Raw genomic sequence first — 13557 nt, 5'->3', positions numbered from 1 at the left:
GGGCCCAGCCGATGGTGCCGTTGCGCAGTGCCGCCACCGGATTGGGAATGCCGGCGTTCACCAGGGACTGGGTGCCGATGATGCTGCGGGTGCGTCCGGCACAGTTGACCACCACTTGGGTGCGTGGATCGGGGGCCAGTTCACGCACCCGCAGCACCAGTTCGGCGCCGGGCACGCTGGTGCTGCCGGGGATGCTCATGGTCTGGTATTCGTCAAAGCGCCTGGCATCCAGCACCACCAGATCGGCCTGCTGGTCGAGCAGTGCCTGGAGTTCTTCGGCGGCCAGGGACGGGGTATGACGTTCGGCTTCCACCAGTTCGCCAAAGGATTTGCTGGGGACGTTGACGTCCTTGAACAACTCGCCACCGGCGGCGCGCCAGCCATCCAGGCCGCCTTCGAGCAGGGCGACATCGTTGTAGCCCAGTTGTCGCAGGCGGGTCACCGCGCGCTGGGCCAGCCCTTCGCCCTGGTCATAGAGGGTGATCGGGGTGTCGCGCCGGGGGATGCGCGCATAGACCTCCAGCTCCAGTTTCGACAGCGGGATATTGGCGGCGAACAGCGGGTGGGCTTCGGCGAAGGGCGCCTCTTCACGGACATCGATCAGCGCCAGTTCCTGGCGGTCGAGCAGGGCCTGACGGATGTGCGCCGGGCTGCGGGTAGGGAAATCGGTCATTGCAGGGGCTCCTTCGACAAGTCCCAGAGGTTAGGCAGCAAGCGGTTGGAATAACCGGAGACAAAGGGCTTCTCGTGACCGTCCGGATCGTATACGGCACGGCGTACCGCACCGATATTGGCGCCGTACACATGGATGCTGATGGACACCCGGTCGGCGTAGGCGTTGCTCACCTGATGGATGTCGCCAATGCGCGGCGACACCGCCTCCACTTGCCCCGGCACCAGGCGTATCGGTGCCCCCGCAGGTTGCAGGCGGCCGTCCGCCAGGCGTTCGAAATCCTGGGAGTCCTCGGCTCCACGGAGCATGCCGATCAGCCCCCAGACCCGGTGATCGTGGATCGGCGTGCGCTGCCCCGGACCCCAGACAAAGCTGACAATGGAGAAGCGCTGGCGCGAGTCGGCATGCAGCAGGAATTGCTGGTAGCGCTGCGGGTCCGGCTGGGCGAAGTCATCGGGCAGCCAGTCGTCCTGGCTCACCAGACGCTGCAGCAGCGTGGCCCCTTGATCCAGCACCCTGGCCTCATCGGGGGCACTGTCCAGCAGCTCGGCCAGGGCGGCGATAAAGTCCCGCAGGCGGGCGAAGTTGGGTGAGGCAATGGCGATTGTTTCGGCGTTGTGGGGCATGGGCTCCCTCCGTGGACACAAGGCAAATGACGCGAACTACACGGGCGAGCTAAAAGGTATTATTCTTATCGAACATTTTTCCAGTCATTTATTATGCGAAAAAAGAATGAAGATAGATGATCTGAACGCGTTCGTGGCGGTGATCCGTTGCCAGACCATCAGCCAGGCGGCCGATGCCCTGCAATTGACCCAGCCGGCCATCACCCGCCGGGTGCAGAATTTCGAGGAAGCCCTGGGGGTGGAGTTGCTGGACCGCAACACCAAGCCGCTCAAACCCACCAGCATGGGCTTGCGGGTTTACGGTCAGTGCCTGGAAGTGCTGCGCAGCATCGATGCCCTGAACGAGCTGGTGGCCAATGACGGCGCCCCCAGCGGCGCCTTGCGCATCGGTGTGCCGCAGACCATTGGCGATGTGGTGCTGCTGGATGCCCTGAGCCAGCTGAAGACGCTCTATCCGCAATTGCAGACGTCGGTGGCCACGGGGTGGGGTAGCCATCTGCTGAGCAAGGTCGAGAACGGGGAGCTGGACGTGGTGGCTGCGCTGTTTCCTGCCGGCAAGGTATTCCCCGAAGGCGTAGTGGGACGCTCCCTGGGCAGTATGAATCTGGTGGTGGTAGCGGCCAAGGGCGAGGTGCGCAAGCGCTCCTGCAAGCTGGCCGACTGTTACCAGCGCGGCTGGGTGTTGAATCCGGATGGCTGCGGTTTCCGTGCAGGCCTGCAACGCGCGTTGAGTGCCCAGGGCCTGACCTTGCAGATCAACCTGGAAACCTTCGGCACCGAGCTGCAACTGGGGCTGATCGCCAATGGCCTGGGGTACGGCCTGGTGCCGCTGCCGTTGCTGGAGAACAGCAGCCACCGGGACAAACTGGAGATAGTGCCGGTGAGCGATTTCAAGCCGGTGATCGACCTGTGGCTGGTGCACCCGCGCTTCCTTGGCAACCTGCAGGAACCGGTGAGCCTGTTTGGCGAGATGGTCGCCGCACGCGTCGGCTAGCCACGGGTGCGGCGCAAACCGGCGGCAGGAACTGGCTTGCCAGCCAAGGTGCCGGCAAGGGCGGCACAAGGCTCTACGGCTTTTTCGCCGGCAAGCCGGCTCCTACGGGTTTATCCTTTGTTTGCATATATATCTATTTGCTGAATGCATTTTTTGTATATTAAGTTAGAACCAAAACGAATTTCACGGACGTTTTTTATGTAGTTAGCATGGGGCTCGAACGCGCTGAAATAGGGATGTTGAAATGCCTGCGCAAGCCCCGCTGACCTTGTCCCGCCGTTGGACCGAGCGCCCCGGATTGAAGCTCCTGGGCAACCTGCTGTTACGCCTGATCAGCCCGCTGTTGCTCCTGCTGCTCTGGGAACTGGCGTCCCGCACCGGGCTCTTGCCGACACGGATCATCGCCGCCCCCAGCACCATCGGCGACACCCTGTGGCAGATGCTCGGCAGTGGCGAGTTGGGCGGGCATCTGTGGGTGTCCCTCAAGCGCGCCCTCAGCGGGCTGGCCATCGGTGTCAGCCTTGGCACCGTCCTGGCCCTGCTGGCGGGCCTGTCCCGGCGTGGCGAGATCGCCATCGACTCGCCGATGCAGATGCTGCGTACCCTGCCATTCCTGGCCATAGTGCCGCTGTTCATTCTCTGGTTCGGGGTTGGCGAGACGCCAAAGATCGCCCTCATTGCCCTGGGCACCACCTTTCCCATCTACCTCACCCTGTTCTCCGGTATCCGCAGCCTCGATCCCAAGCTGGTGGAGGCAGCGACGCTGCTGGGCCTCAAGCGCTGGGAGCTGATCGTCCACGTGATCCTGCCCGGGGCGTTGCCGGCCTTTTTCGTCGGCCTGCGCTACGCCTTCGGCATCAGTTGGCTGGGGCTGGTGGTGGTGGAGCAGATCAACGCCAGCGCCGGCATCGGCTACCTGGTCAATGACGCCCGGGATTTCATGCGCACCGACGTGATCGTCATCTGCCTCTTGGTCTACAGCGTCCTGGGCCTGGGCATCGACAGCCTGGTGCGCGGCCTTGAACGTTTCGCCCTGGCCTGGCGGCCGACCTTTATCAGGAACTGACCATGACTGTATTACTGCCCCAGCCGGGCCGCGTGTGCGCCGCCGTCGAATGCCGCGGCGTCAGCCGACGTTTTGCCGGGCAAGCGGTCCTGGATGGCCTGGACCTGGAGATCGCCCCGGGAGAGTTCGTCGCCCTGTTGGGCAGCAGCGGTTCGGGCAAGACCACCTTGCTCCGGGTCCTGGCCGGGCTGGAGCCCATAGATGAGGGGCAGTTGCAGGTGCCCGCGGCCATGGCCGCAGTCTTCCAGGAACCGCGGCTGATGCCCTGGAAGCGCGTATGGCGCAATGTCGCCCTCGGCGTGCGCGGGCCCCAGGTGCGTGAGCGGGCGCTGGCGGCATTGGCGGAAGTGGGGCTGGGTCATCGCCTCGGCGCCTGGCCCGGCACCCTGTCCGGCGGCGAAGCCCAGCGCGTGGCCCTGGCCCGGGCTCTGGTACGCGAGCCGCAGTTATTGCTGCTGGACGAGCCCTTTGCCGCCCTCGACGCCTTGACCCGAATTCGCATGCATCAGCTGATCATCCGCCTGTGGCGGGTGCATACCCCGGCCGTGTTGCTGGTGACCCACGATGTCGATGAGGCCTTGCTGCTGGCCGACCGGGTGCTGGTACTGGCCAACGGGCAGATCGCCGAACAGCTGCCGATCCGCCTGCCGCGTCCGCGTCAGGCGTCCACCCCGGGGTTCCAGCAACTGCGCGCGCGGCTGCTGCAACTGCTGGGGGTTGAAACCGAGGCCGAGCCGGCCGTCAGCGTCTCCCACCCCTTGAGCAGGACTGCCAGCCGATGAGCCTTTCCACTGTGCAACCGTCCCCGTCCGTCGCCCGTTCCTCACTGGATGCGGACTCTGCCGAGTTCGCCGATCTGTTGCAGCAGTTGAGTGAGGAGTTCGCCGCGACTGCGGCCCATTACGATCGCCACAGCGAGTTTCCCCACGCCAACCTGCAGCGCCTGCACGAGCATGGCCTGCTGGCCTTGACGGTGCCCCGGGCCCTGGGTGGCAGCGAGGCGACCCTGGCCCAGGCGCGCCGAGTGATCGGCGCCGTGGCCCAGGGTGAGCCCTCCACTGCGCTGGTGCTGGTGATGCAGTATCTGCAGCACACGCGGCTGCAACAGAACAACGCCTGGCCCCTGCATCTGCGCCAGCAACTGGCCCGTGAAGCGGTACAGGACGGCGCCTTGATCAACGCCCTGCGGGTCGAGCCGGATCTTGGCACCCCGGCCCGTGGCGGGTTGCCCGCGACCGTGGCGCGGCGGGTCGAAGGCGGCTGGCGGCTGAGCGGGCGCAAGATCTACTCCACCGGCATTCCCGGGCTGACCTGGCTGGCAGTCTGGGCCCGCAGCGACGATGCCGAGCCGCAGGTGGGCACCTGGCTGGTGCACCGCGACAGCCCCGGGATTGGCATCGAGGAAACCTGGGACCACCTGGGGATGCGCGCCACTGGCAGCCACGACGTGATCTTCGACGAAGTGTTCGTGCCCCTGGAGCAGGCGGTGGATATCCAGCCGGCCAATGTGCCTCGTCCTTCCGAACTGGACAGCAAGGGTGTGCTCTGGCTGGCGGTGCTGCTGTCGGCGATCTATGACGGCGTGGCCCGGGCCGCCCGTGACTGGCTGCTGGGCTGGCTGGCCCAGCGCACCCCGGCCAACCTTGGCGCGCCGCTGTCGAGCCTGCCGCGTTTCCAGGAGCTGATCGGGCGCATCGATGCCTTGCTGTTCAATAATCGGGTACTGCTGGATGCGGCCGCCGAAGGGCGGATCGCCCCGGGGGAGGCGACCCAGATCAAGTACCTGGTGACCAGCAACGCCATCAGCGCCGTGGAGTTGGGGATCGAAGCCATCGGCAACCCCGGGCTGGCTCGGGGCAATCCCATCGAGCGGCATTACCGCGACGTGCTCTGCAGCCGGATTCACACGCCGCAGAATGACGCGATCCTTGGCGCCGTCGGTCGTGCCGCCTTTGCCTTGCCCAGCCGAGGAGCCCAGGTGTGACGCGGATCGCCAGCCAGCTCGACGAGGGCTTCAACCAGCAATTGCGCCAGTGGCTGCCAGGCGTCGAGGTGCTGAGCCTGCCCCGCGGGCTGCCCAGCGATTTGCCCGGGGATATCCAGGTGCTGCTGGCGGCGCCCCATGCCGATTTTCGTGATGCTCCAGAGCCGCCTGCGGGTTGGCCCTTCGGCCTGCAGTTTGTGCAACTGGTGACCTCGGGCCTGGACTATTTTCCGCGCTGGCTGTTCGCCCGGTTGCCGGTAGCCAGTGCCCGTGGCAGCACTGCCGAGAGCATCGCCGAGTTTGCCCTGGCGGCGATTTTCGCGGCGGCCAAGGACCTGCCCCAGGTGTGGATCGAGGGTGCCGAGCATTGGCGGCAACGGTCGCTGGCCTCGGTGGCCGGCAGCACCTTGGGCCTGTTCGGTTTTGGCTGCATCGCCCGGGAGCTGGCGCCCAAGGCCCAGGCCCTGGGCATGCAGGTGCTGGCCCTGCGGCGTTCGCAACGGCCCTTTGATGTGCCCGGAGTGGAGCCTGTGGCCAACCTGCAGGAGTTGTTTGCCCGGGCCGACCATCTGTTGCTGGCGGTGCCGCTGACCGAACAGACCCGGCAGATCATCGACGCCGATGTACTGGCGGCGGCCAAGCCCGGTCTGCACCTGATCAATATTGCCCGGGGGGCCCTGGTGGATCAGGCCGCGCTGTTACGGGCCCTGGATGCGGGGCAGATCGCTCTCGCCAGCCTGGATGTGGCCGATCCCGAGCCGCTGCCCGCCGGCCATCCGTTCTACTGTCATCAACGCATTCGCCTGTCGCCTCACACCTCGGCCAACTCGCCCCGGGTCTACCTGAATATCGCGCGTTTGCTGGAGCGCAACATCCAGCGCTGGCGTGCGGGGCGGCCCCTGGAAAACCCGGTGGAGATCGAACGTGGCTATTAGTCTCGCCAGCCATTGGCCCCCACAACCCCTCTGAAGGAGAGCTGCCATGACGGCGCATTTTCGTCCCGCAGTGTATGACCTGCCCCGCGACGGCCACACGGTTTTGCGCTGGGAGCATCCGCCCCAGCAAGCCACCGTCGAGCTTGAGCGCCAGCAGCGCAAACAGAGCCTTGCCGCCGCCTTCCGGGTGTTCGCCCGGCTGGGTTTCGACATGGGCGGCGCCGGACATATCACCGTGCGCGATCCGCAGCGCCCGGACCATTTCTGGGTGAATCCGGTGGGGGTGTATTTCGGCCATATCCGGGTCAGTGACCTGTTGCTGGTCAATCCCCAGGGCGCCATTGTCGAAGGTGAGGGCGCCTTGAACCTGGCGGCCTTCGCCATCCACGCGGCGCTGCACGAAGCCCACCCGCAAGTGGTGGCCGCCGCCCATGCCCATTCCCTGTACGGCAAGGCCTGGTCGAGCCTGGGCCGTTTGCTGGACCCGCTGACTCAGGACGCTTGCGCCTTCTATGAACAGCACGGGCTGTTCGACAACTTTTCCGGGGTGGTGCTGGAGGCCAGCGAGGGCGCGCGGATCGCCGCCGCGTTGCAGGGACGCAAGGCGTTGATCCTGCAGAACCACGGGCTGCTCACGGTTGGCGAAACCGTTGAAGCGGCGGTCTGGCGCTTCATTGCCATGGACAACGCCGCCCAGACGCAACTGCTGGCGGAAGCCGCCGGCACCCCCAGGCCCATTCCCCATGATGTGGCGCGCCACACCGCGCGCCAGGTCGGCACCGAGTTCGGTGGCTGGTTCAGCTTCCAGCCTTACCGCGAGCGGATCGTGCGCGAAGAACCGGATTTTCTCGATTAAGGACAAGCTCATGCAGCGTCGTCGATTTCTGCAACTCTCGGCCCTTGCCGGTCTGGCCGGCGCCTTGCCGCGCCTGGGCCTGGGGGCCCCGGCGGACCTGTCCGGGGTCACCCTGAATGTCGCCACCTACAAGGGCGCAGCGCCGAGCTTCTTCCCCGAGGCGGGCATCGAAGCGCCGCCCTACAAGGTCAAGTACGCCGAGTTCACCGGCGGTAACCTGAGCTTCGAAGCCCTGGTCAGCGGCACCCTGGATATCTCGCCGATGAGTGAGATCCCGCCGATTTTCGGGATCAAGAACCACGCCCCGGTGAAACTGATCGCGGTGCTGACCGGCGACGTCAACAACCAGGCGTTTATCGTGCCCAAGGGCTCCAGGGTGCAGTCGGTGGCCGAGCTCAAGGGCAAGCGCGTCGGCTATATCCGCTCCACCAGTTCCCACTACTTCCTGCTCAAGGCGTTGAAGGAGCAGGGGCTGGGCTTTGCCGACATCGTGCCCATGGCGCTGACTCCGCAAGATGGTTTCGCCGCGTTCCAGAATGGCGCCCTGGATGCCTGGGTCAGCTTCGGCTACTTCATTCAGCTGGCGGAACTGCGGGCCGGGGCCCGGGTATTGAAGACCGGCCAGGGCTACCTGTCCGGCAACTACGTGATTGCCGCCAACCAGCAGAGCATTGCCGATCCGCTCAAGCACGTGGCGATCACCGACTACATCCTGCGCGAATACCGCTCCTGGCAATGGATCGCCAGCCACCCCGAGGAATGGGCCACCAAGAGCGCCAAGATCCTCGGCATGCCCCGGGAAGTGTTCCTGGCCCAATACCGCGCGCAGAGCGGCCCACGGCTGTTGCAACCGGTGGACGATGCGGCGGTGAAATCCCAGCAGGACGTGGCCGACCTGTTCTTCGAAGCCGGTGTTCTGCCCCAGCACCTGGATGTTTCCGGCCTGTGGGACCGCAGCTTCCACTGGAGCTGACCCCTTGTAGGAGCCGGCTTGCCGGCGAACAGGCCCTTGAGCCCTGCAACGATCTCGGGGCCGCCTTCGCTGGCAAGCCAGCTCCTACAGGTTCATGCCCATGTTGATATTTGCGTAGGAGCCGGCTTGCCGGCGAATAGGCCCTTGAGCCCTGCATCGATCTCGGGACCGCCTTCGCTGGCAAGCCAGCGCCTACAGCCCGATGGGGGCGATGTCTTTGATTGGCCAGGAGGCCTCATGTTTATCCGCACCTTGCTGATCCTGGCGCTGGTCAGTCCCTGGGCGCTTGCCGCCAGCCCTGCCGCTTCACTGCACCAGCGCCTTACGGTGCTCGACAGCCACCTCGATACCCCGATGCAACTGGCTCGCCCCGGCTGGGACATCACCCAGCGCCATCGCTATCAGGACGACCTGTCCCAGGTGGATCTGCCGCGCATGAAGGAGGGCGGCCTGGATGGCGGTTTCTGGGCCGTCTTCACCCCCCAGGGCCCGCTCAACGCCGAAGGCCGGACCCTGGCCAGCGAGCATGGCCTGGCAGTGCTCACGCGGATTCGCGACCTGATCGCCGCCCATCCCGAGGACTTCGCCCTGGCCCTGAGTGCCGCCGATGTGCCGGCGATCATCGCCCGTGGCCAGCGCGTGGTGTTTATCAGTATGGAAAATGCCGAACCCCTGGCGGCTGATCCCGGGCGCTTGCTCACCTACCATCGCCAGGGCTTGCGCATGCTCGGCCTGGTGCACTCGGCCAACAACGACTTCGCCGATTCGGCCACTGCCCTGCCGCAGTGGCAGGGCCTGAGCCCTGCGGGCCGTGACCTGGTGGCCGCGGCCAATCGCCTGGGCATCCTGCTGGATGTGTCCCACGCCTCGGATCAGGTGTTCGACCAAGTGCTGGCGCTGTCCACGGCGCCGATCATTGCCTCCCACTCCAGCAGCCGGGCCATCACCCACCATCCGCGCAATCTGGATGACCGGCGCCTGCGGCAACTGGCGGCCAGGGGTGGGGTGGTGCAGGTCAACAGCTTTGCCAGTGACCTGATCAACCTCGTGCCCAACCCCGAGCGTGACAAGGCCCTGGGGCCGCTGTACCGCGAGTTTCGCCTGGCCGCCAGCCTGAGCCCCGGGCAGGTGGCGGACCTGGCGCAACGGATTCGTCAGGTGGAGATGCGCTACCCGCAGCCCAGGGCGACCCTGGACGACTACCTGCAGCACCTGCTGCACATCCTCGAGGTGGTGGGGCCGGATCATGTGGGCATCGGCGCCGACTGGGATGGCGGTGGAGGGGTGCAGGGGCTGGAGGATGTGGCGCAGCTGCCGCGAATCACCGAGCGTCTGCTGGCAGCGGGGTACGACGAAGCGGACCTGGCGAAGATCTGGGGCGGCAATCTGCTGCGAGTCCTCGACGCCGCCCAACGGGTAGGAGCCGGCTTGCCGGCGAATGGGCCCTGAGGCTTGCGGGGGCTGGAGAAGGCTTTCGCTGGCAAGCCAGCTCCTACCGGGGAAGGGGGAGGGTCTGGCTTTTTGGGCTATGCGCGGGGCGCAGAATCTTCCGGCTTGAATATGAAACAAAGTAATATTTGCATATGCTTAAAATGTATTTCTCTTATTAAATGAGCGCCCCTAGGATGGCTTCCCATAGACCCAAGTGACTGCATAAGTCCACGGGCTATAACCGAACGCACTATCCATCCGCAGCAGGGAGCGCTGGCATGCCACTGACCAGAAGACAATTGATCGCCCGTATCGCCGCTGTCGGCGGGGTCCAGGCGGCGAGTGCGGTCATGGGCCTGTTCGGCGGGCCGGGCAACGCCGAGGCCTTCGAGGAAAACTATGCGTCGCTGCCCGCCGCCGCTGTGGGCAAGGGTGCTTCGGTGGTGGTAATCGGCGCGGGGATTGGCGGCCTGGTCAGCGCCTTTGAGCTGCACAAGGCCGGGTTCAAGGTGACGCTGCTGGAAGCCCGGGATCGGGTTGGCGGGCGCAACTGGACCGTGCGCCGTGGCGATCGGGTGGAATACAGCGACGGCAGTGCGCAGGTCGCCGAGTTCGATGACGGGTTCTATCTCAATGCCGGGGCCGGCCGCTTGCCCAGTCACCATCAACTGATGCTCGGCTACTGCCGCGAGCTGGGAGTCGAGCTGGAGGTGCTGGTCAACACCAGTCGCAATGCCCTGGTGCGTCCGGACCTGAACCAGCCGGCCCTGCAGATCCGCCAGGCGGTCAATGACAGCCGCGGGCATTTTTCCGAGCTGCTGGCCAAGGCGGTCAATCGGCATGCCCTGAACCAGGAGTTGACAGCGGCCGATCGCAGCAACCTGTTGAGCTTCCTGAAAACCTGGGGCGATCTCTCGGACAAGCTGGAATACCTGGGATCGGCCCGCTCCGGCTACAAGGTCTGGCCCGGCGCCGGTGACCAACTGGCGCAGAAGAACGATCCGCTGCCATTGCAGACCCTGCTCAACCCGGCGCTGACCACCGCGCTGATGATCGATGAATACCCGGAATTCTCGCCCACCATGTTCCAGCCCGTGGGTGGCATGGACCGCATTCCCCAGGCCTTTGCCCGACGCTTGCAGGGGCAGTTGCGGCTGCACAGCGAGGTGCGTTCCATCACCAATCACAGCGACAGCGTCGAAGTGGTCTACCTGGACCGGCGCAGCGGTCGCACCCAGAGCCTGAAGGCCGACTACGTGATCAGTTCCTTGCCCCTGCCGCTGTTGGCCAAGGTGCAGAACAACTTCAGTGCACCGGTACGCCAGGCCATCGCTGCGGTGCAGTTCGGCTACGCCAACAAGGTGGCCTGGCAGTCGCGGCGCTTCTGGGAAAGCCAGTACCAGATCTATGGCGGGCTGTCGTTCATCAATCAGGAAGCTTCCGGGCTGTGGTACCCCAGCGGCGGGTTCAACCAGGCCGAAGGGGTGCTGGTGGCGGCGTACAACAACGGTGAAACCGCGCGCAAGTTCGGGGAGAAAACCCTGGCCCAGCAGATCGAGATCTCCCGTCAGGCCGTGGAACTGCTGCACCCCGGTCACAGCCATGAACTGCGCAATCCGCTGGTGATTGCCTGGAGCAAGATCCCCTACAACTTCGGGCCCTGGATCAGTCATGAAGTGGCCGAACCGGACTACGGGCTGCTCAACCAGCCCCAGGGCCGGGTCTACCTGACCAGCGACGGCCTGGCCCACAGCGGCGTGGGCATCTGGCAGGAAGCCGCCGCCGGTGCAGCGCGGCGCGTGGTGCGCCACCTGTTTGAACGGGCGCAAGGCTCGTCGCTACAGCAAACGGCCTGAAAAAGCCGAGCATTGATAAAACAGCAGTAACCCATGCCGGGTAGCGGACCTCCGAGGCTGGCACACACAACCTTGGAGCGTCTTTGCATGTCCGTAAAACATACCGTCGTAGGGCTGGGGCTGCTGTTCGCCGCCAGCAGCAGTTGGGCCGCGGGAATCCAGCGCGTGCCGTCCACCTATCCCAATTCACCGATCCTGCAGTCGGTGACCTTGCCCGCCAACAGCGAAGTGACCTACCTCTCCGGCCTGTTGCCGGACCCGGTGGATCCCAAGGCGCCCAAGGAGCAGATCCATGCCGCCGGCAACACTGAAACCCAGGCCCGGGAGGTGCTGCGCAAGGTGCAGACAATCCTCGCCAGCCAGGGCTTGAGCCTGGGGGATGTGGTGCAACTGCGGATCTACCTGGTGGGCGACCCGGCCCTGGGCGGCAAACTGGATTTCGATGGCCTGCAAGTGGCCTTTCGCGAGTTCTTCGGCACCGAGAAACAACCGCTGAAACCGGCCCGGACCACGGTGCAAGTGGCAGGTCTGGTGTTGCCCGGGGCGCTGATCGAAGTCGAAACCGTCGCTGCCCGGTCGCGCTGAACGCCATTCAAAAGGATCTGAAGTCATGGGTATTTCCTTGCATAAAATCGTTCGCGGCGCCGCGCCCCTGAGCCTTGGCCTGTTAAGCCTGACAACCCCTGTGGAGTTGCTGGCCGCCGATGAAACCCTGGGCACGGTGGTGGTCACCGGGGTCCGTGGCAGCCAGCAGCGCACCGTCACCAACAGCCCGGCGCCGATCGATGTGATCGACAGCGAGCAGTTGCGCAGCATCGGTCAGAACGGTCTGAAAGAAATGCTCGGGCGCCTGCTGCCGTCGTTCAACGTGCCCACCATCAACGGCGGCGGTACGGCGTTCCTGGTGCGTGGGGTGAGCATGCGCGGCCTGGGCGGCGACCAGGTGCTGGTGCTGATCAACGGCAAGCGCCGGCACAACTCGGCGCTGATCAACAACGGGGCCCGGGTCGGTAACGCCTCGGTGCCGGTGGACCTGGACCTGATTCCCACGGCCGCCATCGAGCGTATCGAAGTGCTGCGCGACGGCGCAGCGGCGCAATACGGCTCCGACGCCATCGCCGGGGTGATCAATATCATCCTCAAGCGCAACGCCGAAGGCCTGACCTCGGACACCACCCTGGGCCAGTACTACGACGGTGACGGCACCACCGGCCACGAAGCCTTCAACTGGGGCAGCAAGCTGGGGGAGGACGGCGGCTTCGTCAACCTGTCCTGGGACGCCAAGCTCCAGGAGCCTTACGAGCGTTCCAGCGCGGCCAGCGGCCAGCTGTACTTCAATCAGCCCAATGGCTCGCCGGACCCTCGGGAAAGCAATCGCCAGGGCTGGGGCACTGAGTACGGCCTGGGCCGCGACCGCACCACCAGCCTGGCCTACAACGCCGAGCTGCCCCTGGCCGACGACCTCAAGCTGTATTCGTTCTCGACCCTGAGCTACCGCAACAGCAACAAGAACCTGGGCCATCGCAAACCCACCGACATCACCAGCCTGGCGGGGGTGCCCAATGCGCCGTACCCCAATGGCGGCCAGGCGCGGCGGGAAATCCGCGAGACCGACTTCCAGGTCGCCGGCGGGGCCAAGGGCCTGCTGGGCGGCTGGGACTGGGACCTGTCCAGCACCTACGGCAAGGATCGCGGGGTACTGGACACCGCCAACAACCTGAATATTTCCAACGGTCCTTACGGCCAGCACGACTTCCACCTGGGCAATCTGGTGTTTGACCAGTGGACCAACAACCTGGACTTCTCCCGGGCCCTGGACATCGGCTGGAGCAGCCCGCTGGAAACCTCCTTCGGCGTGGAATACCGCTGGGAGAAATACGCGCTGGAGGAGGGCGAAGCCAACTCCTACAACCAGGGCAGCTACGTCCCGGCCACCGGCCCCTTTGCCGGCGTGGTGCCGGACCCGGGGCTGTTTTCGGTCAATGGCACCACCCCGGAAGATGCTTACAGCCTCAAGCGCCACAGCGAGGCGGCCTATGTGGATTTCGGCCTGAACATCACCCCCAACTGGTACGTCGGCGCAGCGGCGCGCTATGAGAAATACAACCTCGGGGTGGGCGATACCACCAGCGGCAAGCTCACCACCCGTTATGAGTTCATACC

General features: G+C 65.3%; 13 protein-coding genes. 11 read left to right on the top strand and 2 right to left on the bottom strand.

What is annotated here, in order from left to right; all coding sequences use genetic code 11:
- Together BLX41_RS00525 and BLX41_RS00520 are read right to left on the bottom strand one after the other, a co-directional pair.
- Positions 1-673 (bottom strand): rhodanese-like domain-containing protein (locus tag BLX41_RS00525; RefSeq protein WP_259744283.1); only part of this gene is annotated, 673 nt, incomplete at its 3' end.
- Positions 670-1299: a cysteine dioxygenase family protein gene (locus BLX41_RS00520; RefSeq protein ID WP_123723324.1), complete on the bottom strand. Its 630-nt coding sequence runs from the start codon at positions 1297-1299 to the stop codon at positions 670-672. The genes BLX41_RS00520 and BLX41_RS00525, both read right to left, overlap by 4 nt.
- Positions 1300-1405: 106 nt before the next feature.
- On the opposite strand from BLX41_RS00520, the gene BLX41_RS00515 reads away from it, so the two are divergent.
- The 11 genes from BLX41_RS00515 to BLX41_RS00465 form a co-directional block, all read left to right on the top strand.
- Positions 1406-2293: a LysR family transcriptional regulator gene (locus BLX41_RS00515; RefSeq protein ID WP_123723323.1), complete on the top strand. Its 888-nt coding sequence runs from the start codon at positions 1406-1408 to the stop codon at positions 2291-2293.
- Between the two features lie 244 nt (positions 2294-2537).
- Positions 2538-3359 carry an ABC transporter permease gene (locus BLX41_RS00510; protein ID WP_123723322.1) on the top strand — a complete coding sequence of 274 codons (822 nt, stop codon included), beginning with the start codon at positions 2538-2540 and terminating at the stop codon, positions 3357-3359.
- 2 nt (positions 3360-3361) lie between these two features.
- Entirely contained in the window at positions 3362-4141 is a 780-nt protein-coding gene (locus tag BLX41_RS00505) for an ABC transporter ATP-binding protein (RefSeq protein ID WP_123723321.1), read from the top strand.
- Positions 4138-5343: an acyl-CoA dehydrogenase family protein gene (locus tag BLX41_RS00500; protein ID WP_123723320.1), complete on the top strand. Its 1206-nt coding sequence runs from the start codon at positions 4138-4140 to the stop codon at positions 5341-5343. Before BLX41_RS00505 ends, BLX41_RS00500 begins: the two co-directional genes overlap by 4 nt.
- Positions 5340-6278: a D-isomer specific 2-hydroxyacid dehydrogenase family protein gene (locus tag BLX41_RS00495; RefSeq protein ID WP_123723319.1), complete on the top strand. Its 939-nt coding sequence runs from the start codon at positions 5340-5342 to the stop codon at positions 6276-6278. The genes BLX41_RS00500 and BLX41_RS00495 overlap by 4 nt, the downstream gene beginning before the upstream one ends.
- Before the next feature lie 46 nt (positions 6279-6324).
- Complete coding sequence (locus BLX41_RS00490; RefSeq protein ID WP_123723318.1) at positions 6325-7134, top strand: class II aldolase/adducin family protein; 810 nt, start codon at positions 6325-6327, stop codon at positions 7132-7134.
- A gap of 10 nt (positions 7135-7144) precedes the next feature.
- The gene (locus BLX41_RS00485; protein ID WP_123723317.1) at positions 7145-8107 is read left to right on the top strand and encodes an ABC transporter substrate-binding protein; all 963 of its coding nucleotides are present in this window, start codon (positions 7145-7147) and stop codon (positions 8105-8107) included.
- A gap of 237 nt (positions 8108-8344) precedes the next feature.
- A complete protein-coding gene (locus tag BLX41_RS00480; protein WP_123723316.1) occupies positions 8345-9556 on the top strand; it encodes a dipeptidase in 1212 nt (403 codons plus the stop codon).
- Positions 9557-9816: 260 nt separating this feature from the next.
- Positions 9817-11394: a flavin monoamine oxidase family protein gene (locus tag BLX41_RS00475; RefSeq protein WP_123723315.1), complete on the top strand. Its 1578-nt coding sequence runs from the start codon at positions 9817-9819 to the stop codon at positions 11392-11394.
- An 87-nt stretch (positions 11395-11481) separates the two neighbouring features.
- A complete protein-coding gene (locus tag BLX41_RS00470) occupies positions 11482-11979 on the top strand; it encodes a RidA family protein (RefSeq protein ID WP_123723314.1) in 498 nt (165 codons plus the stop codon).
- Positions 11980-12004: 25 nt separating this feature from the next.
- A partial coding sequence (locus tag BLX41_RS00465) for a TonB-dependent receptor plug domain-containing protein (RefSeq protein ID WP_185073316.1) occupies positions 12005-13557 on the top strand: 1553 nt, incomplete at its 3' end.

The sequence above is a fragment of the Pseudomonas protegens genome, assembly GCF_003732485.1.
GTDB classification, from domain to species: domain Bacteria; phylum Pseudomonadota; class Gammaproteobacteria; order Pseudomonadales; family Pseudomonadaceae; genus Aquipseudomonas; species Aquipseudomonas protegens_B.
This window is presented reverse-complemented; position numbering and strand designations above follow the sequence as displayed.

Coding starts and splice junctions, on each gene's coding strand:
- BLX41_RS00520 (WP_123723324.1), bottom strand. CDS start 1,299: ATGCCCCACAACGCCGAAACAATCGCCATTGCCTCACCCAACTTCGCC.
- BLX41_RS00515 (WP_123723323.1), top strand. CDS start 1,406: ATGAAGATAGATGATCTGAACGCGTTCGTGGCGGTGATCCGTTGCCAG.
- BLX41_RS00510 (WP_123723322.1), top strand. CDS start 2,538: ATGCCTGCGCAAGCCCCGCTGACCTTGTCCCGCCGTTGGACCGAGCGC.
- BLX41_RS00505 (WP_123723321.1), top strand. CDS start 3,362: ATGACTGTATTACTGCCCCAGCCGGGCCGCGTGTGCGCCGCCGTCGAA.
- BLX41_RS00500 (WP_123723320.1), top strand. CDS start 4,138: ATGAGCCTTTCCACTGTGCAACCGTCCCCGTCCGTCGCCCGTTCCTCA.
- BLX41_RS00490 (WP_123723318.1), top strand. CDS start 6,325: ATGACGGCGCATTTTCGTCCCGCAGTGTATGACCTGCCCCGCGACGGC.
- BLX41_RS00485 (WP_123723317.1), top strand. CDS start 7,145: ATGCAGCGTCGTCGATTTCTGCAACTCTCGGCCCTTGCCGGTCTGGCC.
- BLX41_RS00480 (WP_123723316.1), top strand. CDS start 8,345: ATGTTTATCCGCACCTTGCTGATCCTGGCGCTGGTCAGTCCCTGGGCG.
- BLX41_RS00475 (WP_123723315.1), top strand. CDS start 9,817: ATGCCACTGACCAGAAGACAATTGATCGCCCGTATCGCCGCTGTCGGC.
- BLX41_RS00470 (WP_123723314.1), top strand. CDS start 11,482: ATGTCCGTAAAACATACCGTCGTAGGGCTGGGGCTGCTGTTCGCCGCC.